The organism is Paraburkholderia hayleyella, assembly GCF_009455685.1.
GTDB classification, from domain to species: Bacteria; Pseudomonadota; Gammaproteobacteria; order Burkholderiales; family Burkholderiaceae; genus Paraburkholderia; species Paraburkholderia hayleyella.
This window is the reverse complement of the sequence record NZ_QPES01000001.1, coordinates 2,124,858-2,147,653: the sequence shown is the minus strand read 5'-3', so window position 1 is coordinate 2,147,653 and position 22,796 is coordinate 2,124,858. Positions and strand designations below refer to the sequence as shown.

Annotated in this window: 23 protein-coding genes, 1 tRNA gene and 1 pseudogene; 13 read left to right on the top strand and 12 right to left on the bottom strand. The window is 60.1% G+C overall.

The features are described 5' to 3' along the window. Positions 1–27 precede the first annotated feature (27 nt). From rnr to GH657_RS09545, 4 genes are all read left to right on the top strand, one after another. On the top strand, positions 28–2,523 hold the full coding sequence (gene rnr, locus GH657_RS09560; protein ID WP_246174040.1) for a ribonuclease R: 2,496 nt from the start codon (positions 28–30) through the stop codon (positions 2,521–2,523). Positions 2,524–2,653: 130 nt separating this feature from the next. Further along, positions 2,654–3,412: a 23S rRNA (guanosine(2251)-2'-O)-methyltransferase RlmB gene (rlmB, locus tag GH657_RS09555; RefSeq protein ID WP_153100478.1), complete on the top strand. Its 759-nt coding sequence runs from the start codon at positions 2,654–2,656 to the stop codon at positions 3,410–3,412. Positions 3,413–3,520: 108 nt separating this feature from the next. After that, the gene (rpiA, locus tag GH657_RS09550; protein ID WP_153100477.1) at positions 3,521–4,216 is read left to right on the top strand and encodes a ribose-5-phosphate isomerase RpiA; all 696 of its coding nucleotides are present in this window, start codon (positions 3,521–3,523) and stop codon (positions 4,214–4,216) included. A gap of 383 nt (positions 4,217–4,599) precedes the next feature. Then, complete coding sequence (locus tag GH657_RS09545; RefSeq protein WP_153100476.1) at positions 4,600–5,295, top strand: FadR/GntR family transcriptional regulator; 696 nt, start codon at positions 4,600–4,602, stop codon at positions 5,293–5,295. A gap of 121 nt (positions 5,296–5,416) precedes the next feature. Here the strand turns inward: GH657_RS09545 and GH657_RS09540 are convergent, their stop codons facing one another. The 7 genes from GH657_RS09540 to GH657_RS09510 all read right to left on the bottom strand — a co-directional run bounded on the left by GH657_RS09540 (position 5,417) and on the right by GH657_RS09510 (position 10,860). Next, the gene (locus GH657_RS09540) at positions 5,417–6,076 is read right to left on the bottom strand and encodes an amino acid ABC transporter permease (RefSeq protein WP_153100475.1); all 660 of its coding nucleotides are present in this window, start codon (positions 6,074–6,076) and stop codon (positions 5,417–5,419) included. Between the two features lie 150 nt (positions 6,077–6,226). Then, positions 6,227–7,051 (bottom strand): transporter substrate-binding domain-containing protein, encoded by an 825-nt coding sequence (locus GH657_RS09535; protein ID WP_153100474.1) that lies wholly within the window; start codon positions 7,049–7,051, stop codon positions 6,227–6,229. 99 nt (positions 7,052–7,150) lie between these two features. Next, positions 7,151–8,203, bottom strand: a complete 1,053-nt coding sequence (locus GH657_RS09530) for a quinone-dependent dihydroorotate dehydrogenase (RefSeq protein ID WP_153100472.1) — start codon at positions 8,201–8,203, stop codon at positions 7,151–7,153. 124 nt (positions 8,204–8,327) lie between these two features. Then, complete coding sequence (locus tag GH657_RS09525; RefSeq protein WP_153100470.1) at positions 8,328–9,119, bottom strand: arginyltransferase; 792 nt, start codon at positions 9,117–9,119, stop codon at positions 8,328–8,330. Between the two features lie 117 nt (positions 9,120–9,236). Continuing rightward, on the bottom strand, positions 9,237–9,986 hold the full coding sequence (gene aat / locus GH657_RS09520) for a leucyl/phenylalanyl-tRNA--protein transferase (RefSeq protein ID WP_153100468.1): 750 nt from the start codon (positions 9,984–9,986) through the stop codon (positions 9,237–9,239). Between the two features lie 18 nt (positions 9,987–10,004). Beyond that, positions 10,005–10,550 (bottom strand): NUDIX hydrolase, encoded by a 546-nt coding sequence (locus GH657_RS09515; RefSeq protein WP_153100466.1) that lies wholly within the window; start codon positions 10,548–10,550, stop codon positions 10,005–10,007. Positions 10,551–10,786: 236 nt separating this feature from the next. Further along, a tRNA-Met gene (locus GH657_RS09510) sits at positions 10,787–10,860 on the bottom strand. 134 nt (positions 10,861–10,994) lie between these two features. Here GH657_RS09510 and GH657_RS09505 point away from each other — a divergent pair. The 3 genes from GH657_RS09505 to GH657_RS09495 all read left to right on the top strand — a co-directional run bounded on the left by GH657_RS09505 (position 10,995) and on the right by GH657_RS09495 (position 13,074). After that, a complete protein-coding gene (locus GH657_RS09505; RefSeq protein WP_153100465.1) occupies positions 10,995–11,543 on the top strand; it encodes a heme-degrading domain-containing protein in 549 nt (182 codons plus the stop codon). Further along, complete coding sequence (locus GH657_RS09500) at positions 11,503–11,835, top strand: DMT family transporter (protein WP_425495754.1); 333 nt, start codon at positions 11,503–11,505, stop codon at positions 11,833–11,835. Before GH657_RS09505 ends, GH657_RS09500 begins: the two co-directional genes overlap by 41 nt. A gap of 69 nt (positions 11,836–11,904) precedes the next feature. Beyond that, complete coding sequence (locus GH657_RS09495; RefSeq protein WP_153100463.1) at positions 11,905–13,074, top strand: enoyl-CoA hydratase/isomerase family protein; 1,170 nt, start codon at positions 11,905–11,907, stop codon at positions 13,072–13,074. 6 nt (positions 13,075–13,080) lie between these two features. Here GH657_RS09495 and GH657_RS09490 read toward each other — a convergent pair whose 3' ends face one another. After that, positions 13,081–13,509 (bottom strand): hypothetical protein, encoded by a 429-nt coding sequence (locus tag GH657_RS09490; RefSeq protein WP_153100462.1) that lies wholly within the window; start codon positions 13,507–13,509, stop codon positions 13,081–13,083. A gap of 237 nt (positions 13,510–13,746) precedes the next feature. On the opposite strand from GH657_RS09490, the gene GH657_RS09485 reads away from it, so the two are divergent. Both GH657_RS09485 and GH657_RS09480 read left to right on the top strand, forming a co-directional pair. Further along, positions 13,747–14,823, top strand: a complete 1,077-nt coding sequence (locus GH657_RS09485; RefSeq protein ID WP_153101705.1) for a permease — start codon at positions 13,747–13,749, stop codon at positions 14,821–14,823. A 185-nt stretch (positions 14,824–15,008) separates the two neighbouring features. After that, complete coding sequence (locus tag GH657_RS09480; protein ID WP_153100461.1) at positions 15,009–15,431, top strand: hypothetical protein; 423 nt, start codon at positions 15,009–15,011, stop codon at positions 15,429–15,431. Positions 15,432–15,531: 100 nt separating this feature from the next. Here GH657_RS09480 and GH657_RS09475 read toward each other — a convergent pair whose 3' ends face one another. Both GH657_RS09475 and nodI read right to left on the bottom strand, forming a co-directional pair. Then, the gene (locus tag GH657_RS09475) at positions 15,532–16,359 is read right to left on the bottom strand and encodes an ABC transporter permease (RefSeq protein ID WP_153100460.1); all 828 of its coding nucleotides are present in this window, start codon (positions 16,357–16,359) and stop codon (positions 15,532–15,534) included. 107 nt (positions 16,360–16,466) lie between these two features. Then, complete coding sequence (gene nodI / locus GH657_RS09470; RefSeq protein ID WP_153100459.1) at positions 16,467–17,381, bottom strand: nodulation factor ABC transporter ATP-binding protein NodI; 915 nt, start codon at positions 17,379–17,381, stop codon at positions 16,467–16,469. Between the two features lie 223 nt (positions 17,382–17,604). Between nodI and GH657_RS09465 the strand changes: the two genes are divergently transcribed. After that, complete coding sequence (locus GH657_RS09465; RefSeq protein WP_153100458.1) at positions 17,605–18,105, top strand: universal stress protein; 501 nt, start codon at positions 17,605–17,607, stop codon at positions 18,103–18,105. A gap of 191 nt (positions 18,106–18,296) precedes the next feature. Here the strand turns inward: GH657_RS09465 and GH657_RS09460 are convergent. Further along, positions 18,297–18,554, bottom strand: a pseudogene (locus GH657_RS09460) (hypothetical protein); the annotation flags it as partial. Positions 18,555–18,854: 300 nt separating this feature from the next. Next, complete coding sequence (gene lexA / locus GH657_RS09455; protein WP_153100457.1) at positions 18,855–19,523, bottom strand: transcriptional repressor LexA; 669 nt, start codon at positions 19,521–19,523, stop codon at positions 18,855–18,857. 202 nt (positions 19,524–19,725) lie between these two features. Between lexA and GH657_RS09450 the strand changes: the two genes are divergently transcribed. The 3 genes from GH657_RS09450 to cysW all read left to right on the top strand — a co-directional run bounded on the left by GH657_RS09450 (position 19,726) and on the right by cysW (position 22,788). After that, positions 19,726–20,766, top strand: coding sequence for a sulfate ABC transporter substrate-binding protein (locus GH657_RS09450; RefSeq protein ID WP_153100456.1), 1,041 nt, complete (start codon positions 19,726–19,728; stop codon positions 20,764–20,766). A gap of 175 nt (positions 20,767–20,941) precedes the next feature. Continuing rightward, positions 20,942–21,847 carry a sulfate ABC transporter permease subunit CysT gene (gene cysT / locus GH657_RS09445; RefSeq protein WP_153100455.1) on the top strand — a complete coding sequence of 302 codons (906 nt, stop codon included), beginning with the start codon at positions 20,942–20,944 and terminating at the stop codon, positions 21,845–21,847. Continuing rightward, positions 21,844–22,788: a sulfate ABC transporter permease subunit CysW gene (gene cysW / locus GH657_RS09440; protein WP_153100454.1), complete on the top strand. Its 945-nt coding sequence runs from the start codon at positions 21,844–21,846 to the stop codon at positions 22,786–22,788. The genes cysT and cysW overlap by 4 nt, the downstream gene beginning before the upstream one ends. Positions 22,789–22,796: the final 8 nt, after the last annotated feature.

The window sequence follows — 22,796 nt, the reverse complement described above, 5'->3', positions numbered from 1 at the left end:
GCAACGAGAATAATCATCGACAAGCCCTTGACCAAATATCCGTATCCGATCCCAAGCCGTGAAGAGATTCTCGGCGCGTTGCGCACAAGTGAAGCCCCGCTGGCGGCTAACGATATCGCCGAAGCCCTGTCGATCAAGCGTCAGGAGCGTGAGGGGTTCTTCCGGCGCGTCGCCGCGATGGAGCGCGATGGCCAGATCCGGCTTGATTCGCGCGGCCATTATCAATTAACGCATCCCTCCAGTTTTGTCGCGGGCCGTGTACAAGGTCACCGTGATGGCTTTGGCTTTCTGATCCGCGATGATGGTCAGGATGACCTGTTTCTGCCCACGGGCGAAATGCAAAAGGTCATGCATAACGATCGCGTGCTGGCGCGCATCGTCGGATACGACCGGCGCGGCCGCCCCGAAGGGCACATCGTTGAAGTCACCGATCGCGCCAACACGCGTGTGATCGGGCGCTTGCTCAATGAAAACGGTGCGCTGATCGTCGTGCCGGAAGATAAACGCATTGGCCATGACGTGCTGGTCACGCAAAACACGCGTAAGGCCAAGCCCGGCCAGGTGGTGGTGGTCGAGCTGACCGAGTTTCCGAGCCGGCATTCGCAACCGTTGGGGCGTGTGGTGGAGGTGCTGGGCGATATCGACGATCCCGGTATGGAAATCGAAATCGCCGTGCGCAAATATGGTGTGCCGCATGAGTTCAGCCAGGCCGCGCTCGATGCGGCGGCAAGGCTGCCCGATGAAGTCCGGCCCGCCGATATCCGGCATCGGGTCGATCTGCGCGATGTGCCGCTGGTGACTATCGACGGCGAAGATGCCCGCGATTTCGACGATGCGGTGTACTGCGAGCCGGTGGCCGTGGGGCGGGGCGAGGGTTTTCGTCTGATCGTGGCGATTGCCGATGTTTCGCATTACGTGTCGCCGGGCAGCGGGCTTGATGTCGATGCGATCGAACGCAGCACCTCGGTGTATTTCCCGCGCCGGGTGATTCCGATGTTGCCGGAAAAGCTGTCGAATGGTCTCTGTTCGCTGAATCCTCAGGTTGATCGTTGCGTGCTGGTGTGCGACATGGTGGTGAGCGCCCGCGGCGAAATCAAGGCGTATCAGTTTTATCCTGGTGTGATGCATTCGGCGGCGCGGCTCACTTATACCGAAGTGGCTGCCGTGCTGAGCAACACCAAGGGGCCTGAGGCCGCGCGGCGCGCGACGCTGTTGCCGCAACTGCAAAACCTGCATGGCGTCTTCAAGGCGCTTTTTGCCTCACGGCAAAAGCGCGGCGCGATCGATTTCGATACCACCGAGACCTACATCGTTTGCAACGCGCAAGGCAAGATCGAGCAGATCGTGCCACGGCAGCGTAACGAGGCGCACAAGCTGATCGAAGAATGCATGCTGGCCGCGAACGTGTGCGCGGCCGATCTCATGAAGCGTCACAAACAGCCGGGTCTCTATCGCGTGCATGCGGGGCCCACGGTGGAAAAGCTCGAAAACCTGCGGACCTTTTTACGCGGCATGGGGCTGACGCTCGGGGGCGGTGAGACGCCTCACGCCAGCGATTACGCGGCGGTGATGGCGCAAATCCGTGAACGGCCCGACGCGCCGATGCTGCAAACCATGTTGCTGCGCTCGATGCAGCAAGCGGTCTACAGCCCGGAAAATATCGGTCACTTTGGCTTGGCCTATGAGGCCTACGCACACTTTACGAGCCCGATCCGGCGCTATCCGGATCTGCTGACCCATCGCGCCATTTATGCCATCTTGCAAGGTCGCAAGTATCAGCCAGAAGCGCCGGGCGGCGTTGAGCTCAATACCGCGCTATCGCCCCGTGCCCGGGCGTTGCAGCAAGCCGATGGCGACAAGGGCCGCCGCCGTTCAGGCACGGCGATCTGGGAAGAACTGGGCCTGCATTGTTCAGCCAATGAACGCCGTGCCGACGAAGCCTCGCGCGATGTCGAAGCCTGGCTCAAGTGCTATTTCATGCGTGACAAGCTCGGCGAGGAATATGGCGGCAAGGTCAATGGCGTCACGTCGTTTGGGATTTTCGTGCAGCTTGATGCGCTCTTTATTGAAGGGCTGGTGCATGTCACCGAACTCGGCGCCGATTATTTCCAGTACGACGAAATCAAAAATGAATTGCGTGGTGAGCGCACCGGTATCCGTTACCGCCTGTCGGACCGGGTGCGAGTCCAGGTGGGCCGGGTTGATCTCGATGCCCGCAAAATTGATTTTCGTCTGGTGCGTGACACGCCGGTGAAAGCCCCCGCCGGACGTTCGGCCCCGGCTGAGCGGGTGAGTGCGGGCGAGACAGGCAGCGCCCGGGTTCGGCCTCTGGCGGATGAGCTTTCTGGCGCTAGAGGGAGCAGCAACAACAGTGGTAACAAGGGGCGGCGCAAAAAAGCGGCGTTGGCGTCACCTTCTCCGGCTAGCGAGAAAGTCAAAGAGCGAGGTTCGGCCAAAAAGCAGGGTGCCTCAACCCGGCCGGCGGCAAAATCCCAGACGGCCCAGCCGCGTAAAAAACGTTGAAGCGTTGAATGCAGGTCGCGCCGCATGCCGTGTCAGTCACATGAGCGCGACGGCGTTTGGCTTTGCGGCGTGATGCAGTGCTTTTATGGATCGCGCTTTCTGAACCGTTTAATCAAAGGTTGTTTTAGTCATGGCACGTTTCAAGGTTTTATACGGCTTTCATGCGGTTACCGCGCGTATCCGGCACGATGCTGCCACGGTTGAAGAGGTGTATTACGATGCCACTCGCCGTGACCGGCGGATGCAGGATTTCCTGCACATGGCCAAGGATGCCGGTGTGCGTCTGATTGCCGCTGACGAAACCCGTTTGTGGGGGCTTTCTCACACCGAACGCCATCAAGGCGTGGTGGCACGCGCAGGCGACATGCCGCTGGCCCAAAATCTGGCGGAACTGCTCGACGGTATTAGTGGCACGCCACTGCTGCTGGTGCTCGATGGCGTGACCGATCCCCACAACCTCGGCGCCTGTTTGCGCGTTGCCGATGCGGCTGGCGCACATGCGATCATCGCGCCCCGCGACCGCGCGGTTGGCCTGAACGCGACGGCGGCCAAGGTGGCAAGCGGTGCGGCGGATACGGTGCCCTACATCACGGTGACGAACCTCGCACGCGCCTTGCGCGAGCTGAAAGAGGCCGGTGTCTGGGTGGTTGGCACGGCGGGCGAGGCTTCGACCAGCCTCTACGAAACCAGACTGGATGGTCCGGTTGCACTCGTGATGGGTGCCGAAGGCGAAGGCATGCGCCGCCTGACGCGCGATACCTGCGATGAGGTGATGCAGATTCCGATGGCTGGCAGCATCGAAAGCCTGAACGTGTCGGTTGCCAGCGGCGTGTGCCTGTTCGAGGCCGTGCGGCAACGTGCACTGAAGACGCCGAAGGCACATGGCTGAACGCATGGGGCGTGACTGTTCGCACGAATGCCGCTTCGGTTGTTTCGGTCGCTTCGATCGCGTCGGTAAACAGGCCCCTTCCTGCTTCCTTATTTTTTGCTTTTTTCCATGACTCAAGACGAACTCAAGCAACGGGTGGGCCAGGCCGCCGCCGATTATGTCAATGCCACTGTCGCGCCTGGTGCAGTGATCGGGGTGGGCACGGGTTCAACGGCGAATTGCTTCATCGATGCGCTGGCCGGCTCGAAAGACCGCTATCGCGCAGCCGTATCCAGCTCGCTGGCGACAACAGCACGGCTTGAAGCACGAGGCTTCAAAGTGCTTGAGCTCAACGAGGTGGAGGTGTTGCCGATATATGTCGATGGCGCTGACGAGATCGATCCTCACGGCGCGATGATCAAAGGCGGTGGCGGTGCGCTAACACGGGAAAAAATCGTGGCTTCGGTGGCGGAGGTGTTCGTTTGCATTGCAGACGCGAGCAAGCGCGTCGAGGTGCTGGGTGAGTTTGCGTTGCCTGTCGAAGTCGTGCCGATGGCACGCGTGGCGATCGGCCGCCGGATGCTGGCGTTGGGGGGCGTGCCGGTGCTGCGCGTGAGGCCGGACGGCAGCCCCTTCGTGACGGATAACGGTAACCAGATCCTCGATGTGAAGGGCTTGCGGATTCACGATCCGCGCGCACTGGAAGCGCAGGTCAACGGGTGGCCCGGTGTGGTGACGGTTGGCCTGTTTGCTAGCCGTGGTGCTGATCTGTGCTTGCTGGGCACCGACACCGGTATCGAGCGGATTGATTATGCGAGTCACTGATCGTCACGGGCCTGTCACCGGATAGGCCCGGGCGTACACGGACGTAATCAGTCAGCGATAGATAAGCAATCGAAAAGTAGTAAATAAGTAACACAATGGCCGGGTTGAAAGCAGCCGACTCAATGCGAGACTCCATGCTGATTGGGTCCGCTGCTTTGGCATGAAATGCCGCGCTTAGGGTATGCCTGCGTGATTTGCACGCGTTACACGAATGAAGTAGTGCGCTAACGGGGTAACCCTGTCAGGTGAATGCCTGGCGAGCCGCCGATAAAACAGGCAAGCAATGAACTCATTTTTGAGATAGAAAGTGGCCTATGGGGAAATGGCAAGTAGCCAGCGGGTTATATCGGCGAATAGATGCCGCATTAATCGGGGGGGATGTCATGGAGCAGGGCAACAAGCAGCGTTCGCGGGTCAGCACCGTCATGGATGGCCTGATCAGGGGAATCGTGGAAGGCGAGTACGGCACGACATTGCCGCCGCAAGACGTGCTGTCGAAAGCGTTTGGCGTGAGCCGTACTGTGATGCGCGAGGCGCTGTCGATGCTGTTGGTGCGGGACATGCTCGATGTCCGGCCCAAGACGGGCACGCGCATCCGGCCGATGCACGAGTGGCGCATGATCGACGACTCCGTGGTGAGCTGGCGTTTTGGTGCCAGGCCAGATACGCAACTGGTGAGGGATGCGGCGGAGTTTCGCCGTTTGCTTGAGCCGCAGGCGGCGGCACTGGCCGCGATGCGAGCTACGCCCGCTGACATTGCCGCGATTCGCACGGCATTTACCGCATTGAACAAGACGCCACCCAGCGATGCAAGCCATCATGCGGCGTATGCGCTGGTTCATACGCGGATTGTGGCCGCGAGCGGTAACCAGATTTTTCAGCAGATGACGGTTCTTATTCAGGGCGCGCTGTCGATGGCGGCAAATCAGGCCGGACCTTCGGCGCTGCCATGGGAACACGTGTTGAAAGCGCATGAACGCCTGATCGATGCGATTGAACGTCACGATTCGCAAGCCGCTTATGCGGCCTCGCTAGCGTTGACGGATGACACGGCGCCGGCTGACTCCGGCATTACATGAAATGCCCTGGCTTGTGCGCCCGCGCTCGCGTGTGCGGGCCGCTTTTGTTTTGCGCCAAGCCTTTTCGTGCATTTTGTGCATTTCGTGCATTTCGCGCCGCTCACAGCAAACGTTCAGAAAGCTAATGCCGCGACGGCAAGGCGAGACGGCGTTCGTACCAGTGCTGCGCCCATTCGAGTATCTGACACAGTATCCAGTACACGGCAGCCGCTGCGAGATAGAGCGGCAGCGGCTGGTAGGTCGAGGCAATGATTTCCTGAGCGCTGCGCAGCAACTCGGTCACCGTGATGACGGATACAAGCGAGGTGTCCTTGATCAGGCTAATCAGGCTGTTCGACAGGCTGGGTATGGCAATGCGTAGCGCTTGCGGCGCGATGATGTAGCGCAGCGTCTGGCTGCGAGACAAACCAAGACTGGAAGCGGCGAGCCATTGGCCATTGTGGATGCCGAGAATCGCGCCACGCATGCTCTCGGACAGATAGGCCGCGACGTTGGCGGAAAGTGCGATAACCCCGGCGGGCGTCGGCTCGAGCGAAATACCAAGGCTCGGCAAGCCGTAGTAAATGACAAAAATCTGCACCAGTAGCGGCGTGCCGCGCATCAGGCTGATGTAAATCCGGGCGAACACATTCAGTACGCGGTGGTGGCTGATGCTCATCAGCGCGAGGACACTTCCGCCAAGCAGGCCGAAAATCATCGACAGCACCGCGAACTTGATGCTCAGAAGCGCTCCTTGCGCCAGCAGCGGCATTGACTGGAGCAGCAGGGAAGTGATGGGCATGGATTGGAAAGAAAGGCGAGCGGCAAGGCGCCGCGAAGCGAGGCGCTTATCATAAACCGGCAGCTAAACCGGTACTCAACCAGCGCCCAACGAATGGCCCTAAACAAAGAGCGGCATCGTGCGATGCCGCCCCGGATGAAGCAACCCGGTTTATGGCGTGACCGGGTGTGTGGTGGTGGTGGACGTGAGCGGCCTGGTTACGTCGATACCAAACCATTGGATGGAAATCTTCGAGAATGTGCCGTCTTGTTCGAGCTGGGTCATGGCATCGGCCAGTGCCCGGGCGAACTTTGGATTGCCTTTTTTGAACGGCAACGCTGACAGGATGCTTGCGCCGACGAGCGCACCGGGACGCAGCGGTAACGGCGAGGTTTTCAGCATGTAGGCGAGCATCAGCCGGTCCGCCAGAGCCGCGTCCAGACGTCCTGCGGCCAGGTCGCGCAAATACTCCGGCGTGCCGGGATAGGTTTTCACCTCAATGCCCGGGACCGCTTTCGCCATGTCCATGTAAATCGTGCCGAACCCCGCGCCCAGTTTTTTGCCTTTCAGATCCTCAAGGGTTTTGAAATTGCGCTCGTCGTTTTTGCGCTGAATCAGTTGCGCGGCCGAATAGGTATAAGCCGGCGAAAAATCGAAGCTTTGCTTGCGTAAATCCGTGACGCCGACCTGATTGGCAATGATGTCGTACTTGCCCGCCTGGAGCCCGGCAATAATGCCGCTCCATTCGGTGGTGACGAAGACCGGTTTGACCCCAAGCTTGGCCGCTATTGCTTGACTAATGTCAACTTCGAAGCCAGTCAGCTTACCCGAGGGGGTTTTGGAATTGAACGGCGGGTAAGTGCCTTCAAGGCCGATGCGCAAGGTGCCGCGCTGTTTGATCTGGTCGAGCAGATCCTCGGCATGGGCTGCGGTGGTCATGAAGGAAGCCCCTATCACAGCGGCGAGCAACAGTTTTCTTAGCAAATTGAATGTCATCGTGTTCCTTTTCATGCCCGCTAGGGGATCTGAATGGCCTGGGTGATAGCTTAAAAACGATTCAAATAGCCATGCTCTTCATTTTCTTCATTTATTTCCCTATGACGCAGAACGATTTGAGGCAATGGCCTGGACGCATTCCGCAATGAGAGCGGGGCCGCGATAAATAAAGCCGGTATACAGCTGTACCAGCGCGGCGCCCGCGGCGAGTTTAGCCTGTGCATCCGCGCCGCTTGAGATCCCGCCGACGCCGATGATCGGCACGGTTGTGCCGACTTCGGCGTACAGCTTGCGGATGACCCCGGTTGAGGCATCGCGCACCGGCATGCCAGACAAGCCACCGCTTTCTTCGGCATGCGGCAGGCCCGCGATGGCCGTGCGCGAGAGTGTGGTGTTGGTGGCGATCACACCTTCAAACCGGTGCCGCAGCAGCGTACCGGCAATCGACTTGATTTGCTCATCATCGAGATCCGGCGCGATTTTCAGCGCGAGTGGAACGAGCTTGCCGTGCAAGTCGGCGAGCCGTTGCTGCTTGCTCTTGAGCGCGGACAGCAAGGCATCCAGCTCGTTAGTGTCTTGTAACTGACGCAAATTTTTAGTGTTCGGTGACGAGATATTCACGGTCACGTAACTGGCGAACGGATAGACCCGTTCGAGGCAATACAGATAATCTTCGGCGGCCCGCTCAATGGGGGTATCTGCATTTTTGCCGATGTTCAGCCCGAGTACGCCGGTATAACGCGCAGCCTGAACGTTCTTCACGAACTGGTCGACGCCTGCATTATTAAAGCCCATGCGGTTGATGAGCGCCTGCGCCTCGGGCAGGCGGAATATGCGTGGCCGTGGATTGCCTGGCTGGGCACGCGGCGTGACGGTGCCAACTTCGATAAAACCGAAACCCAGTGCCGCGATGCCGTCGATGCAGGCACCGTCCTTGTCGAGCCCCGCCGCGAGCCCTACCGGGTTGCGAAAGGTCAGGCCCATCACGGTTCGCGGTGCATCAGGCACGTGCGGGGCAAGCGCCCGGGCGATACCGGCACGCCCGGCTGCGCCTAGCAGACGCAACGTCAGATGATGAGCCTCTTCCGCGTCCATGCGAAAAAGTTGACGGCGAACCAGGGGGTAAAGCGAGCTAAAGGGGGATCTGGGCACGGAGCGAAGCCGATTGGCTGGAAATGGGGACGCCGCATTCTACCGGGATTAATGGGACTGGATGCGGGACTGGATGCGGGACTGGAAGCGAGCAGAAGCACGCGTACGGCTGCGAACAGGGAGGTTAAAGCTTGAGGTGGGTTTCAAGCTGGGCACCGGCACCGCGCATCGACGCGAGTGGACTCCAGACACCGTCAATTAAACCTTCGAGGGGTTGGAAGTTCGCCTTGTAGGCCATCTTGGCGCTCTCACGAATCCAGTAGCCTAGATAAACGTAGGGCAGTTTCAGGCTATCTGCCTGGGCGATTTGCCAGAGGATGTTGTAGGTGCCAAAACTGGTATGTGGCAAATTGGGTTCGAAGAACGTATACACCGAGGACAATCCGTCGCCGAGGATGTCGATCATGCTAACCATCCGCAGTAAGCCTGGCTCGCCGGGCTGTTCGACGAGAGGCTCGCGGAATTCGATGAGGCGCGAATTGATCCGGCTTTGCAACAAAAACTGTTCGTACTGGTCGCGGCTGTCGCGGTCCATGCCGCCGCCAGCATGCCGTGTTGACTGGTAACGCATATAAAGCGCGTAATGCGCTTCGTCGTAATGCAGCGGCGCGACGCTCGCTATCAGTTCGCCGTGCTGTTTCCTGATGCGTCGCTGCGTGCGGTTCGGTGTGAATAGTGCCGCAGGCACACGCACGGGGATGCATGCGCGGCAGCCATCACACCAGGGCCGGTAGGTGAATACGCCGGAGCGGCGAAAGCCGGATTTGACGAGATCGGTATAGACATCCGAATTGATCAGATGGCTCGGCGTGGCCACTTGCGAGCGGGCGGTACGTCCGTCGAGATAACTGCAGGGATAGGGGGCCGTTGCATAAAACTGCAACGTGGAAAACGGTAACTCGTTTAGATGAGCCACGTTGGCAGCGCTCGAAGCGTCTCTCTTGATTGGCCTGATATCAGATGGGCCGGTGTGGACCGCCTTGTTGTCATGGAGCGGAACCGGGCTTGCCTTGCATCAGGTCTGATTTATCCATTATTTTGCTGTGCTGGCCGCGCTGGAAATCACGTCGAGCAAGATAGTCTTGTCGAAGCGCCACGGAACAGGTTCGGTATCGACCGAAGCCTGTACATGAGCGATGAATGCCTGGCGCGTGATCTCACGGGCGCCCAGTGATGCTAAATGGGCCGTGTTTTGCTGGCAGTCTATCACCTCCACCTTGTGCTGGCGCAAGTGGCCGACCAGCGCGGCAAGCGCGATTTTTGACGCATCGGTGACGCTGGCATACATCGACTCGCCAAAAAACATCCGGCCCAGCGAGACCCCATAGAGGCCGCCTACGCGCTGACCATTGCACCAGGTTTCGACGCTGTGCGCCTGGCCGGCATGATGCAGTGAGCAATAGGCTTCGACGATATCAGCGGTGATCCATGTGCCATGCTGTCCATGACGCGGCGCTTGGGCGCAGGCGCGCATCACGGCGGCGAAATCGTCGTCGACACGTACCTCCCATACGGCGTCACGCACGATGCGTTTTAAGGTTTTGCGCAGCGAGGGCGAGACCTTGAATTCGTCAGGGCGCAGGATCATGCGCGGATCCGGGCTCCACCACAACACGGGCTGGCCATCCGAATACCACGGGAAAATGCCGTGCGAGTAAGCGTCGATGAGCCGTGAAGGTAATAGCTCGGCGCTTGCCGCGAGCAAGCCGGGTGCGCCGCTGCCCGCGGCGAGCGCGCGTTCGATGCAAGGGAAGGGATCGTCAGTGGCAAGCCAGGTAATCATGGGTCATCGGCAGGCCGTTCAGCCTTCGCGTAGCGGGCGTAAGATATCGCCGGTATGCAGCCCGTAGACTCCTGCCGCCCGGTCGGCGAAGAAACAGCGCAGCGTCTGGCTGACCGTGGGAAACGCGATGTCGTGCCAGGGAATCTCGGTTTCGCTGAAGAAGCGGATTTCAAGGCTTTCTTCACCCGCTGCGATATCGGTATCGAGCAGACGCGCAAGATAAAACAGATGCACCTGATGCACGTGCGGCACGTTGAGCAGGGAGAAGAGCGTTTGTATTTCGACGCGCGCGCCGGCTTCTTCGAGCGTCTCGCGCCTGGCGGCCTCAGCCGTTGTTTCGCCGAGCTCCATGAAACCCGCGGGCAGCGTCCAGTAGCCATAGCGTGGCTCAATCGCGCGGCGGCACAGCAGCACTTTGTCATCCCAGGTCGGAATGGTGCCGACGACATTGCGCGGGTTCTGATAATGCACCGCATGGCAGCGAGAGCAGACGAAGCGTTCACGGTTGTCGCCCGGTGGAATGCTTAGGCTGACTGTATGGCCGCAATCGGGGCAGAATTTCATGAGGAACGCGTGGAGGAAGACGGGAACGATGCTGGAGAGTTTAGCATCGGGGCAGGGTGTTTTGAGGAGCCTCTCCCTTGTGTCGGGCGTGGCTCCCGCTCCTGGAGGAATGACGCGATGAGTGAATCAAGACGTCAGAAAACAAAAAAACCCGCCAGAAAGCGGGTTTGATGATGCGGCGGTTCTTTGCAAAAATTTTGCTAAAAACTGCGGGATTTGTTTTTTTTAAGCTTGGGTTGCGGGGGTAGGATTTGAACCTACGACCTTCGGGTTATGAGCCCGACGAGCTGCCAGACTGCTCCACCCCGCGTCCGTCGAAGAATCGATTATAGACCAAAGGCATAGGCTGGCACAATCTATTTTTAAGAATAGTTGTCACGTTAGAATCGGCGTCCTTCTCCCATCCTTATGCGCAATCTTCTTGCGACTTTTTGCTGGAACGCCATGGATACGCTTCAAGACTTGCAGGCAATCGCAGTTCAGGAACAGACACTCGTGCTGTCGCGTTGCACGGCTTCTGACGCGTGGCAATTGGGCATGGCGTTACGCGACATGGCCGAGGCTCGCGGTCACGCGCTGGTGATCGATATTCGCACCTTCAGCTTGCCGTTATTTTTTTGCACGCTGGGTACGGCGGTGCCCGATAACGTGAGCTGGGCGCGCCGCAAGGGCAATGTCGTCGCGCATTTTCACCGGAGCTCGTATGCCCTCGGCTTACGCATGCAACAGGCAGGTAGCACGCTGGCCGACAAGCATGGCTTGCCCGTGAGCGAGTACGCGGCGCACGGCGGAGCGTTTCCGCTCACGCTCGAAGGAGCGGGTGTGATCGGTTCCGTCACCGTGTCGGGGCTGCCGCAGCGGGCCGATCATGAACTTGTCGTCGAGGGGCTATGCGCCCATCTCGGCATGGATTACGCCCAGCTCGCGCTGGCCAAAGGCAGAGACGATGACGATTCCTCCCTATCTGCTACTGGTGTTCGCCATCGTGGCTGAAGTGCTCGCCACCTCAGCATTGCGCGCCTCAGAGGGGTTTTCCCGGCTGCTGCCTACTTCAATTGTCATCGTGGGTTATGGGCTGGCGTTCTATTGTCTGTCGTTGACGCTCAAAAGCATTCCGGTGGGTATCGTGTATGCGATCTGGTCTGGCGTTGGCATCGTGCTGATTACGCTGGTCGCGGCGGTGCTGTATCGCCAGGTGCCGGATTGGCCCGCGATCATCGGTCTCGCGCTGATCATTGCCGGGGTGATCGTGCTTAACCTGTTTTCGACCATGAAAGCACACTGAAACTTGCCGTTGTTTTAGGGGGTCCTGTGCTCTTCGCGGGTGCGCTTTTTTCTTCAGGCCAAACCAGACATGTCCTCTGCTGAATCCACCGCGTTTGCGCTTGCGGGCACGCACGATAACGACAATGTGGCGACCTATGTGGCTAACCGCATTGGTTTTATCGAGCTGCAGCGTCCCAGGGCGCTGAACGCGCTGACTCCCGCGATGATTCGCGCGCTGCACGCGGCGCTTGAGCGCTGGCGCGACGATCCGGAGGTGCTAGCGCTGCTGGTGCGCAGTGCGGACCCGCGTGCGTTTTGTGCGGGCGGCGATATCCGTCTGATGTACGAGGCGCATCAACGCGGCGATGCCGCTGCCATCGAACAGTTTTTCATCGACGAATATCGTTTGAATCATGCGATTTTTACGTATCCCAAGCCGTATCTGGCGCTGCTGCAGGGCGTCGTGATGGGCGGCGGCATGGGCATTGCGCAGGGTGCCGCGCAGACGGGCGGCTTGCGCGTGGTGACGTCGTCGACGCGCATGGCGATGCCGGAGACGCGGATCGGGTTATTCCCGGACGTCGGCGTGAGCTGGTTCCTCGCGCGCGCGCCGGGTGCGATAGGCCGCTATCTGGCGGTGACCGGTGAAAGCATCGATGGCGCCAGCGCGCTCGACGCCGGGCTGGCAGATGTCTGGCTCGACGACGCGCACTTGCCCGCCTTGCTTCATGGGCTCAAGCATGAACCGTTCGAGAGTGGCCAGCAGATGGTGGCGTATGTACGGCGCGTGGCCGCGGCCTACGGGAGGCCAGAGGGCGAGTCATCGCTGGCGCAGATGAAAAGCGGGATCGACCGTCATTTTGCGCTCGCCAGTGTGGCGCAGATTTTTACCTCGCTGATCGCGGCCGCCGAGGTGAACGAAACCGCTGAAACCGCTGAAACCGCTGCATGGGCGAGGCAAACGGCCGAGGCCATGCGTGAGCGTTCGCCGTTATCCATGGCGGTGTCGCTCGAAACCGTGACACGAGCGCGGCATAGTTCGATGGCGCAATGCCTGCGTCGTGATCTTGATCTGACGCGCTCGACGTTTGCCCTGGGCGACGTGATCGAAGGCATCCGGGCGCGCATCATCGACAAGGACAACCTGCCGCGCTGGCGTTTTGGCCACATCGACGCAGTGCCGCCGGACGAGGTCGCACGGATGTTTGAAAGCCCATGGCAGGCGGCGCTTCATCCGCTGCGCGCGCTGCACGACTAGAACGCTTCAGGTTTCATCGGTGCTGTGGGCCGTGAAGGCGCGCATGAAAACTAGCGTGCCCCAGCCCCACATCGCATTGGCGGCGAAGCCCAGTGCCAGTTTGGGCAGCATGTTGCCGCGCGGCCAGATACCGCGCAGGGGATCGGCCACGAATACGCTGGCGGCGGTTAGCACCACGCCGCCAAACATCAGGGCGGCAAGCCACGGCGCGGGCTGTTCGGGCGAGATTCGCAACAGCCAGACCATCGGAATGGCCCACAGGGCGCTCCAGATGGCATTGGCAATAAACACCGGCAGCCCGAAGGGCGCGAAGGGTTCCGTTGAAAATCCGCTGGAATCGGTCAGCCCGGCTGCATGCAAAAACGTGAGCGTGGCGTCATGAAAAAACAGCGCAGCGAGAAAGCCCGCCACGAAAGGCAAGATGATCTTGTGCATGGTTGATGGCGTTGTGATGGCGTGGCCGATGTCAGCGGTGCCGGGTTGCGCGGGGTAGTGCGCTTACGTGCGCCTAGGGCATGCGGTGCGGGCGCTACGCAGCGAAAGAAGCAAAAAGAAAAGTGCGGGTCATTATAGCGAGCGGCGAGTGGGCGGTTTCCGTGCTGGCCCATTGATCCAGCCGGAGAGTCAGCGCCGTGGGCGCAGCCTGGTTTAGGGCTTTCAGGGGGCATCGTGATGAACACAACGCGGCGAACATCTTCTCAGGCATCGTTTTTTCCTGGGTGGATCATTGTTCTGTTGCTGGCCGTATGCGGGCTTTTCTATGTCAAATGGTTGCCGTATTACGACCGGGCGCTGAGTGCGGCGCAGACGCATGCGCTTGGCGTCTCTATTTTGATGGGACATGAGACGAGCCCGCCTGAACCGTCGCTGGCCGCTGCGTTCGATTACGCCTTTGCCTATGGCCGCGCGATCTGGCAGGCGATGGTGCTGGGCTTGCTGCTGGGTTCGGCGGTGCAGGCGCTGTTGCCTGCGCGCTGGATTGCGCGTGTGCTGGGCAGTACGGGGTTGGGCAGCGTAGTGGTGGGGGGCTTGCTCGCGCTGCCTGGCATGATGTGCACCTGCTGCGCGGCACCGGTCGTGGCGGGCTTGCGTCAACAACGCGCCTCGCCTGGCGGCGCGTTGGCCTTCTGGCTGGGTAACTCCGTGCTGAATCCGGCCACGCTGGTTTTTATCGGCTTTGTGCTGGGGTGGCGCTGGGCGGCGTTGCGTCTGGTGCTGGGCGGGCTGATGGTGTTTGGACTCGGTTACTGGGTGAACGGCCTGGCACGGCTGCGAGATCGTGCTGACCGGAAGCCGTTGGCGCAGACACAGGACCTGGCGTTACAGCACGGCGCTTTTGACGGCAATCCGTTGCGACGCTGGGTGCATATTTTTATGCGCATGGCGCGGCGTCTGTTACCCGAATACCTTGTGCTGATCTTGCTGCTGGGCGCCGCGCGTGCCTGGCTGTTTCCGCATGCGGGGCCTGAAATCGGCAATCATGTCGGCTGGATCGTGGGAATGGCGCTGGCCGGAACGTTATTTGCCGTTCCAACCGCTGGTGAAGTGCCCATTATCCAGGCGATGCTGACGTTGGGGATCAGCGCGGGGCCTGCTGCTGCCTTGCTACTGACATTGCCACCGGTCAGCCTGCCGTCGCTCGTGATGCTCGCCCGGTCGTTTGAGCCGAAGGTGTTGGCGCTTGTCACGGGCGCGGTCGCAGGGTTTGGCGTGATCGCGGGAAGTCTGGCGTGGCTGCTGGGATTTTGAGCGGCGCTTGGGCGAACACGTGAACGGAACATAGCTGAAACAGCGGGCATGGGGATCTGAGCGCGGGGCCTTGAACCGCGATTGAGCGCACCAGTGGTACGATTCCGCCCTCAGACCTGATAGGGATGGCGTGTCTTGAAGAAGACGGGCGGCTCATCATCGAACGATTGAACTCGGGATATCGAATGGCGCAACAAAAAACCAATCCGAAACTTGAACAGGCGCTCACGCGCGGCGATCTGGCGATTCGTCAGGCTAACTCAGCACGGGCGACGGCATTGCTGCGCGCACTGGGAAAAATGATTGTGGAGGCTTCGGCGACGATTGGCGTCGAGGCCTTTACGCTGGTTCCCGATGGCGACCGCATTTACGACCCCGCTGATGGCCTATGGCCACAAGGGCTGCTGGTGTCCCTGGATGGCCCGGTCGAAGAGGCAGACCCCGATGAAGTGCGCACGGTTCGCTTGCTGGCGAATGATCCGGGCACGATGTTCCGGGTCGAGTGGCAACGCGCCGATGGCAAGATCGGCCGCCAGGAAGGCGGGCCGTTTGCGACCGTGGCGTTTATCTCCGACGTTGATATCCCCTGGACCGACGACGAAGACTGAATGCTTCGCCGTCTGGCAAGACGGCCGGTTCTACGCGCCTGAGCGCCTATGTTTGATCCGGGCGCAGCCGCCGCGTGCGGACCACAGGCATGGCGCGCAACTAACGCATCATGCGGCGATTGAACAGTGTTGCTGCGATGCAAAACGCGACGAAGGCATAGGCGGCCAGCACGGCCAGATGCAAAGCGGCATGCTCGACAGGCCGGCCGAGCATCGCGGGCCGGATCAGTTCAACGGCGTGGGCGAGCGGTAATAACTGTGCGATGTGCTGAATGGCGCCCGGCAACTGGGTACTGGGAAAAAAGACCCCGGAGAGCAGCAGCATCGGCGTGAGTATCAGCGTCTGATAAAACATAAAGAAATCATAAGAAGGCGCAAGGGCGGTAACGATCATCGCCACGCTGGCAAAGGCGAGCCCAGCCAGAACAATGACCGGAAGCGTGAGCAGCATCGAAGGAAAGCTCGCGTAGCCGAGTGCCCCGGCCACAAGCATGATCGCCGCACCCGACAGCGCCGATTTACTGGTCGCCCAGATGACCTCGCCCAGCACAATGTCACCCAGCGTGAGCGGGGTATGCATGATCGCCTCCCAGGTGCGCTGCACGTGCATTCTTGAAAACCCCGAATACATCGCTTCAAAACTGGCCGACGTCATCACGCTGGAGGCCACCGTGCCCGCCGCGAGAAAAGCGATGTACGAGACGCCATCCACGCGTCCGACCATCAGCCCAAGGCCTAAGCCCAACCCGAACAGGTAAATCATGGGGTCGGCGAGATTGCCGAACATGGAGGCCACAGCCAGCTTGCGCCAGACCAGATAATTGCGGCGCCAGACCGCGATCCAGTTGCCTCGGCTTGCCGGTAGCGACGAGCACACGAGATTCAGCAACGAAGGTTTGCTGGCGGTGACAGAAGAAGGGGGATTCATGGTGCGGGTCCTGAGGGTCCTGAAGATCCTGGTTGAGCGCCTGATGAAATGTCTGATTCCGATGTGCCTGACTCTGATGTGCCTGACGTAGCGGCAGCGTTGCGCGGCTAGTCCAGCATTTCGCGGCCCGTGAGCCGCAGGAACACGTCTTCGAGATTGGCGGGCCGATGCAGATAACGCAAATCAGTGCGTTGCGCGAGGCGTGCGTGGACCGGTTGCGCATCGTGCACGTAGCAAAAGAGTGTCTCGCCGCTAATTTCAGTGCGCACGGCAAGTGGCGCCAGCTCTTCGCGTAACGCGGCCGGGTCAGGGCCATAAATCTCGATGACCTCGCAACCGATTTCGGCGGCGATGAGCTCATTGGGCCCACCTTCAGCGATCTTCCGGCCTTCTTCGATCACGCACAGCCGGTGACAGAGCCGTTCGGCTTCTTCCATGAAGTGGGTGGTGAGCAAAATGGTTTTGCCGCGCGTGAGCAATGAGCGTAGCCGCTCCCAGATCAAATGACGCGCTTGCGGATCAAGGCCCGTGGTGGGTTCATCCATGATGAGCACGTCTGGATCGTTGACCAGCGCCCGGGCTAGCGTGAGCCGTCGCTTCATGCCACCGGAAAGCTCGCTTACCCGGGCCTCGGCCTTGCTTTCCAGCCGGGCAAATTCGAGCAGGGACGGCACAAGCGCATGCATGGCCGCCGCACCGAGGCCGAAATAGCGGCCAAATACCAGCAGATTTTCCCGGACCGTGAAATCGGGGTCGAGATTGTCGAATTGCGGCACCACGCCGACACGGATGCGGGCAAAGCGGGCCCGCTGCGGAACCGGCTCACCGTTTAGCTCGATCAAGCCGGTGTCAGGTTTCGTGAGCCCCAGCAGCATCTTGATGGTTGTCGTCTTGCCTGCGCCATTGGGCCCAAGCAGGCCAAAGCATTCACCTGGATGAACGTGGAATGACAGGTTGTCAACGACGGTTTTTTCTCCGAAGTGTTTGCATACCTGCTGGAAGTTGATGGCGAACTGGGACATGGCGCGCGGCGATTTTCCGGAAGTAGGTCGTGGGATGAGTGGGATGAGGTGGCTGCCTATTCTAGGCCATCGTCAGAAAAGGATCGGTCACTGGGATAGCGCTGGCGAGAACAGAAACAATAATAGGGGGTTGACTCAGTCAATGTTTTCAGCGCTTGCCAGCGGCGTGGCGCTATACCATGATTGCGGCGCAAACCACGATAGGCGTGGATGAGAGACGAATATGAAAAGCTATAAAAAAATCCTGCTGTGTTACGACGGTTCGCGCGAAGGCCGCAAGGCGCTCCGTCACGGTGCTGACTTGGTGCTGGATCTGAAAGCGCAAGCGCATTTGTTGTCGGTGGTCGATATGCGGACCAGCATTGCGCAAAGCGCAGGGCTGCTCAGCGATATCACGTGCAGTAGCTTTGAAAAAAGCGCACGGGACATCTTGCAAGAAGGTGTGGACTGGCTGACCGAGCGCGGTGTAAACGTGCAAGGGCATTTTGCCTTTGGCCATCCCGTGGACGAAATTGCACGTCTTGCCCATGAGTTGCAAATAGATCTGGTCGTGGTTGGGCATCGTTGCCGCACCGGGCTGTCACGCTGGTGGATGGGCGCTGGAAACACGCCGCTGCTGAACCGCGTGAGCTGCAGCATTCTGGTGGCGTGTTCGTCGGCCAACGAGCCGGAGCTTGTCGACGAACTTGCGGCTGAAGCGGCCGTTGAGCCGGTGGTGAGTTAAGCGTTAAGCCGGCAACGCATTGAGCGGGCAATTCAGCCGCTGGCCGGACAGCTAACCTGAGACCGCCACACCGGTTTTTAGACGGCACGGATCATACAGATGGGCCACCCCGATGGGCTATACAGCAGGGCTATACAGCAGGGCCACGGCGCGTGATATTGCATGATATGCGCGCATGACGTGGCCCTGTTTTACTTGAGCGGCGCTAGTTGCGCCGCGATCCGCTCTTCTTCGATGCGGTGATCAATCATGCGGCAGACTGAATCAAACGTACCGACCATGATGAGGCGGGATGCGCCGTGGTAGACCCTGACAGGTGCACGCCGGGCAGCTTCGAGGTTGAGCCCGGTATTGAGCGAAACACGGGAAAAGGCGGGAGAGAAAGCAGGAGAGAGGGCGGGCGGTAGCGACAGGGCCGGAGACCGCGACGGATTGGCACAAGACAGGGGCCGGGGCCGTGCCGCCGATACCGCTGCTGTGCTCAGGTGCGATCGCATGACAGAAGACACTTGCGGCGGCTGGGGGTGGGCGGCAGCCAGCTTGCGCAGCGAGTGCAAAGGCTGTGGATGCAGAGACAGCAAATGCGAGAACGGGTGCTGGAGCACGCGAGGTAACAGGCGTGACAGACGTGACAGGCCTGATAAATAACGACGCAGCAACAACGAACGGCACAGTAACAAAGTGGCAAAAACAGTGGCAAAGAAAGTGGCAAAGCGCTCCATGAGGGTCTCCTGGTGGCGTTCAGAATTTTAGAATTCGCTGGGCCGAATCAGCCCGACCGCGATGCCTTCCAGCGCAAACTCCGCGCTGTCGGCTTGAACAAAGATATTTTCGTAATCGGGATTTTCGGCAATCAGCTCGATGCCATTGGGCTGGCGCTTGAGACGTTTGACCGTGACGTCATCACCTAGCCGCGCGACGATGATCTGGCCGTCTTTGGCTTCACTTTTCTTTTGTACGGCCAGCAGATCGCCATCGAGAATGCCGGCATCGCGCATCGACAGCCCGCGTACTTTCAGCAGGTAATCCGGCCGGCTCGAAAAAAGCGCAGGGTCGCAGGCGTAATGCTGGGCGATATGCTCTTGCGCGAGGATTGGGCTGCCTGCCGCGACACGTCCGATGAGCGGCAGTGAAAGCTGCATCAGGCTGGCGTGGGGGAGCGTGTATGGGTGTGGCGGGTGGTGTGGCGGATCGTGCGGGTTGGGGCCATGAAGCAGGCGGATGCCGCGTGATGCGCCCGCGGCCAGTTCGATGACACCTTTGCGCGCCAGCGCCCGGAGGTGCTCTTCAGCCGAGTTGGCCGAACTGAAACCCAGTTCAGCGGCGATCTCGGCCCGGGTGGGCGGAAAGCCGGTGCGCTCGATGGCCCGGTGGACCAGTTCGAAAACCTGCTGCTGACGTGCGGTGAGTTTGATCATGGAAAGACTGTATGGATAGACAGGTGGCTGTATTTTTATACAGTATTCGAAGCAATTCAAGCTTTACTTGTCGCGTTCATTAACACTTTTCCATATTAAAAAATGAAAAAACATTCGTTTTGATTATGAGATAGCTTCGATAGACTGGCCTGCAATCGAAACCACAACGCGTCTCATACCGCACACACCTCGGAGAAAAACGATGTTCTATCGCAATACAGGCTTGGCTGGCCGCCTGCGCCGCAGATTGGGCGCACTGGCTTTGGGGGTGATTTCCACGGTCGTTCTGAGTGTGCCCGTTCGGGCTGCCGATACGACGTTTCTAAACGTTTCTTATGATCCGACCCGGGAGCTGTATCAGGATTTCAACCAGGCATTCGGCCGGGCATGGAAGGCCCAAACCGGTGAAAGCGTGAATTTCAGGCAGTCGCACGGCGGCTCCGGGGCACAGGCAAGGTCGGTGCTCGATGGTCTTCAGGCGGATGTCGTGACGCTCGCGCTGGCTTATGACATCGACGCGCTGGCCAACAAGGGCCTGCTCGATAAAAACTGGCAAAAACGCTTGCCCGACAATGCCTCGCCCTATACCTCGACCATCGTTTTTCTGGTGCGCAAAGGCAATCCGAAGCAGATCCGCGACTGGGATGACCTGACAAAACCCGGCGTGTCGATCGTCACGCCGAACCCGAAGACCTCCGGCGGCGCACGCTGGAATTACCTTGCAGCATGGGCCTATGCGGAACATCAGCCGGGTGGCAATGCGCAGAAAGCCCGGGAATTCGTGACGAAGCTCTACAAAAACGCAGGCGTGCTCGATTCGGGCGCGCGGGGCGCGACCACCAGCTTCGTGCAGCGCGATATCGGCGACGTCCTGATTGCCTGGGAAAACGAGGCCTTCCTGTCGCTCAAGGAGTTCGGCCCGGACAAGTTCGAAATTGTCGTGCCTTCGGTGAGTATTCTTGCCGAGCCGCCCGTGGCGGTCGTGGATAAAGTCGTGGACAAGCGCGGTACGCGCAAGCTGGCTGAGGCTTATCTGAACTTCCTTTATAGCAGCGAGGGCCAGCAGATCGCCGCACGCAACTTCTACCGTCCGCGTTCGGACAAAGTTCCCGCTGCGCTCACAGCCAAATTTTCGAAGTTGAAGCTGTACACCGTCGACGATTCGTTTGGCGGCTGGACTCAGGCGCAGAAGGTTCATTTCGCCGATGGAGGGGTGTTCGATTCGATCTATCAGCATCAGTAAGCGCGGCTGACGGCTGGCATTCCGGCCCCGCGAGCCGCGCGGCGCGCCCCACGGGGCGCGTTTTGCCGGTAGGTGCCAATGCATGCCAGATGCACGCTGCTTATCTGTGTTGCTTATCTGTGTTGCTTACCCGCGCTATTTACCCGCGTTGTTCACCCGATAACGGACCTCACGCATGACAACGTTGACTTTCCGCCGACCGGGCGCCTTGCCGGGCTTTGGCCTGACGCTCGGCATCACGGTGACTTACCTGAGCCTTGTGGTACTGATTCCGCTGGCATCGACCTTTCTGAAAACCGCCACGCTCGACTGGGCGCAGTTCGTCCAGGCCGTCACGTCGCCGCGCGTGCTGGCGTCCTACCGGCTGACGTTTTTCGCCGCGCTGGGTGGGGCGCTGATCAATGCGGTGTTTGGTTTTCTCGTCGCCTGGGTGCTGGTGCGTTATTCGTTTCCGTTGCGCCGCCTGGTCGATGCGATCGTCGATTTGCCGTTTGCGTTGCCCACTTCGGTCGCGGGCATTTCGCTGGCGGCGGTGTATGCCAGCAATGGCTGGATCGGGCAATTTCTCGCGCCGCTCGGCATCAAGATCGCTTTTACGCCTGTCGGCGTGCTGGTGGCGCTCACGTTTATCGGTTTGCCGTTTGTCGTGCGAACGGTGCAGCCCGTGCTCGAAGAGTTTGAGCGCGAACAGGAAGAAGCCGCCGCTTGCCTTGGTGCCTCGCGCTGGCTGACGTTTCGCCGGATCGTTTTGCCCGCCGTCTTTCCCGCGCTGCTGACCGGCTTTGCACTGGCATTTGCCCGCGCGCTGGGGGAGTACGGCTCGGTGATTTTCATCGCGGGCAATGTGCCGATGAAGTCCGAAATTACCTCGCTGCTGATCATCACCAAGCTCGAACAGTACGACTACGCAGGCGCCACGGCGCTCGCCGTAGTGATGCTGATGGTGTCGTTTGCGATGCTGCTGCTGATCAATACCCTGCAGTGGTATTTGCAGCGCAAAACCAGCCGCCGGGGCCAATCCGGGCGATCCGGCCAAGCCGCGGCCAACCCGGCGAATCATTCAAAGGCGGACGCATCATGAGCCGCGCGAGCCTATCTCCTGGCGCTGCGGCGAGCCGCACCCATCCGGTGACCGAACCTGCGTGGGTGCGCGGGGTGCTCACGGGCATCGCCTTGCTGTTTCTCGGACTCTTTCTCGTCGTGCCGCTCGTCGCGGTGTTTTATCAGGCGTTCAGCAAAGGCGTGGGAGTGTATTTCGCCGCGCTGGCCGATCCGGATGCCGTCTCGGCGCTCAAGCTCACGCTGCTGGTCGCGTTCATCGCCGTGCCGCTGAACCTGGTGTTCGGTCTGGCCGCCTCCTGGTGTATTGCCCGTTTCGAATTTCGCGGCAAGGCGCTGCTGACCACGCTGATCGACCTGCCGTTCTCGGTGTCGCCGGTGATCTCAGGCTTGATCTACGTGCTGCTGTTCGGCGCGCAAGGCTGGTTCGGGCCGTGGCTGCAAGCGCATGACGTGCAGATTATCTTCGCCGTGCCCGGCATCGTGCTGGCGACGGTCTTCGTCACGTTTCCGTTTGTCGCGCGGGAGCTGATTCCGTTGATGCAGGCACAAGGCAACGATGAGGAAGAAGCGGCGCATGTGCTGGGCGCATCCGGCTGGCAGATTTTCCGCCGGGTGACGTTGCCCAACGTCAAATGGGGGCTGCTGTATGGCGTGATTCTGTGTAACGCGCGGGCGATGGGCGAGTTTGGCGCGGTGTCGGTGGTGTCCGGACATATTCGCGGGCAAACCGACACGATGCCGCTGCATGTCGAGATTCTCTATAACGAGTACAACTTTGCCGCCGCGTTTGCCGTGGCCTCGTTGCTGGCGCTGCTGGCGCTGGTGACGCTCGCCATCAAGCTGCTGGCCGAGCGGCATCTGTCCGCCGGAATGGCGCCGGCGCGTCGGGTTCCCGCCCATGCGGGTCAGCCTGGGGACGCCAGCGCGTCGGACGCAGCGCCCCAGCATCCGGTTCTGTAAGGAGTGTG

What these genes read in the sequence shown, in the direction of transcription:
- aat (WP_153100468.1), bottom strand. Translation starts at nt 9,986, where the DNA reads ATGATTACCTGGCTTGCCACTGACGATCCCTTCCCTTGCATCGAACGC.
- nodI (WP_153100459.1), bottom strand. Translation starts at nt 17,381, where the DNA reads ATGTCCCAGTTCGCCATCAACTTCCAGCAGGTATGCAAACACTTCGGA.
- GH657_RS09485 (WP_153101705.1), top strand. Translation starts at nt 13,747, where the DNA reads ATGAACACAACGCGGCGAACATCTTCTCAGGCATCGTTTTTTCCTGGG.
- GH657_RS09490 (WP_153100462.1), bottom strand. Translation starts at nt 13,509, where the DNA reads ATGCACAAGATCATCTTGCCTTTCGTGGCGGGCTTTCTCGCTGCGCTG.
- GH657_RS09465 (WP_153100458.1), top strand. Translation starts at nt 17,605, where the DNA reads ATGAAAAGCTATAAAAAAATCCTGCTGTGTTACGACGGTTCGCGCGAA.
- GH657_RS09515 (WP_153100466.1), bottom strand. Translation starts at nt 10,550, where the DNA reads ATGAAATTCTGCCCCGATTGCGGCCATACAGTCAGCCTAAGCATTCCA.
- GH657_RS09535 (WP_153100474.1), bottom strand. Translation starts at nt 7,051, where the DNA reads ATGACATTCAATTTGCTAAGAAAACTGTTGCTCGCCGCTGTGATAGGG.
- lexA (WP_153100457.1), bottom strand. Translation starts at nt 19,523, where the DNA reads ATGATCAAACTCACCGCACGTCAGCAGCAGGTTTTCGAACTGGTCCAC.
- GH657_RS09495 (WP_153100463.1), top strand. Translation starts at nt 11,905, where the DNA reads ATGTCCTCTGCTGAATCCACCGCGTTTGCGCTTGCGGGCACGCACGAT.
- GH657_RS09505 (WP_153100465.1), top strand. Translation starts at nt 10,995, where the DNA reads ATGGATACGCTTCAAGACTTGCAGGCAATCGCAGTTCAGGAACAGACA.
- GH657_RS09540 (WP_153100475.1), bottom strand. Translation starts at nt 6,076, where the DNA reads ATGCCCATCACTTCCCTGCTGCTCCAGTCAATGCCGCTGCTGGCGCAA.
- GH657_RS09545 (WP_153100476.1), top strand. Translation starts at nt 4,600, where the DNA reads ATGGAGCAGGGCAACAAGCAGCGTTCGCGGGTCAGCACCGTCATGGAT.
- GH657_RS09450 (WP_153100456.1), top strand. Translation starts at nt 19,726, where the DNA reads ATGTTCTATCGCAATACAGGCTTGGCTGGCCGCCTGCGCCGCAGATTG.
- GH657_RS09475 (WP_153100460.1), bottom strand. Translation starts at nt 16,359, where the DNA reads ATGAATCCCCCTTCTTCTGTCACCGCCAGCAAACCTTCGTTGCTGAAT.
- GH657_RS09480 (WP_153100461.1), top strand. Translation starts at nt 15,009, where the DNA reads ATGGCGCAACAAAAAACCAATCCGAAACTTGAACAGGCGCTCACGCGC.
- rpiA (WP_153100477.1), top strand. Translation starts at nt 3,521, where the DNA reads ATGACTCAAGACGAACTCAAGCAACGGGTGGGCCAGGCCGCCGCCGAT.
- rlmB (WP_153100478.1), top strand. Translation starts at nt 2,654, where the DNA reads ATGGCACGTTTCAAGGTTTTATACGGCTTTCATGCGGTTACCGCGCGT.
- cysW (WP_153100454.1), top strand. Translation starts at nt 21,844, where the DNA reads ATGAGCCGCGCGAGCCTATCTCCTGGCGCTGCGGCGAGCCGCACCCAT.
- cysT (WP_153100455.1), top strand. Translation starts at nt 20,942, where the DNA reads ATGACAACGTTGACTTTCCGCCGACCGGGCGCCTTGCCGGGCTTTGGC.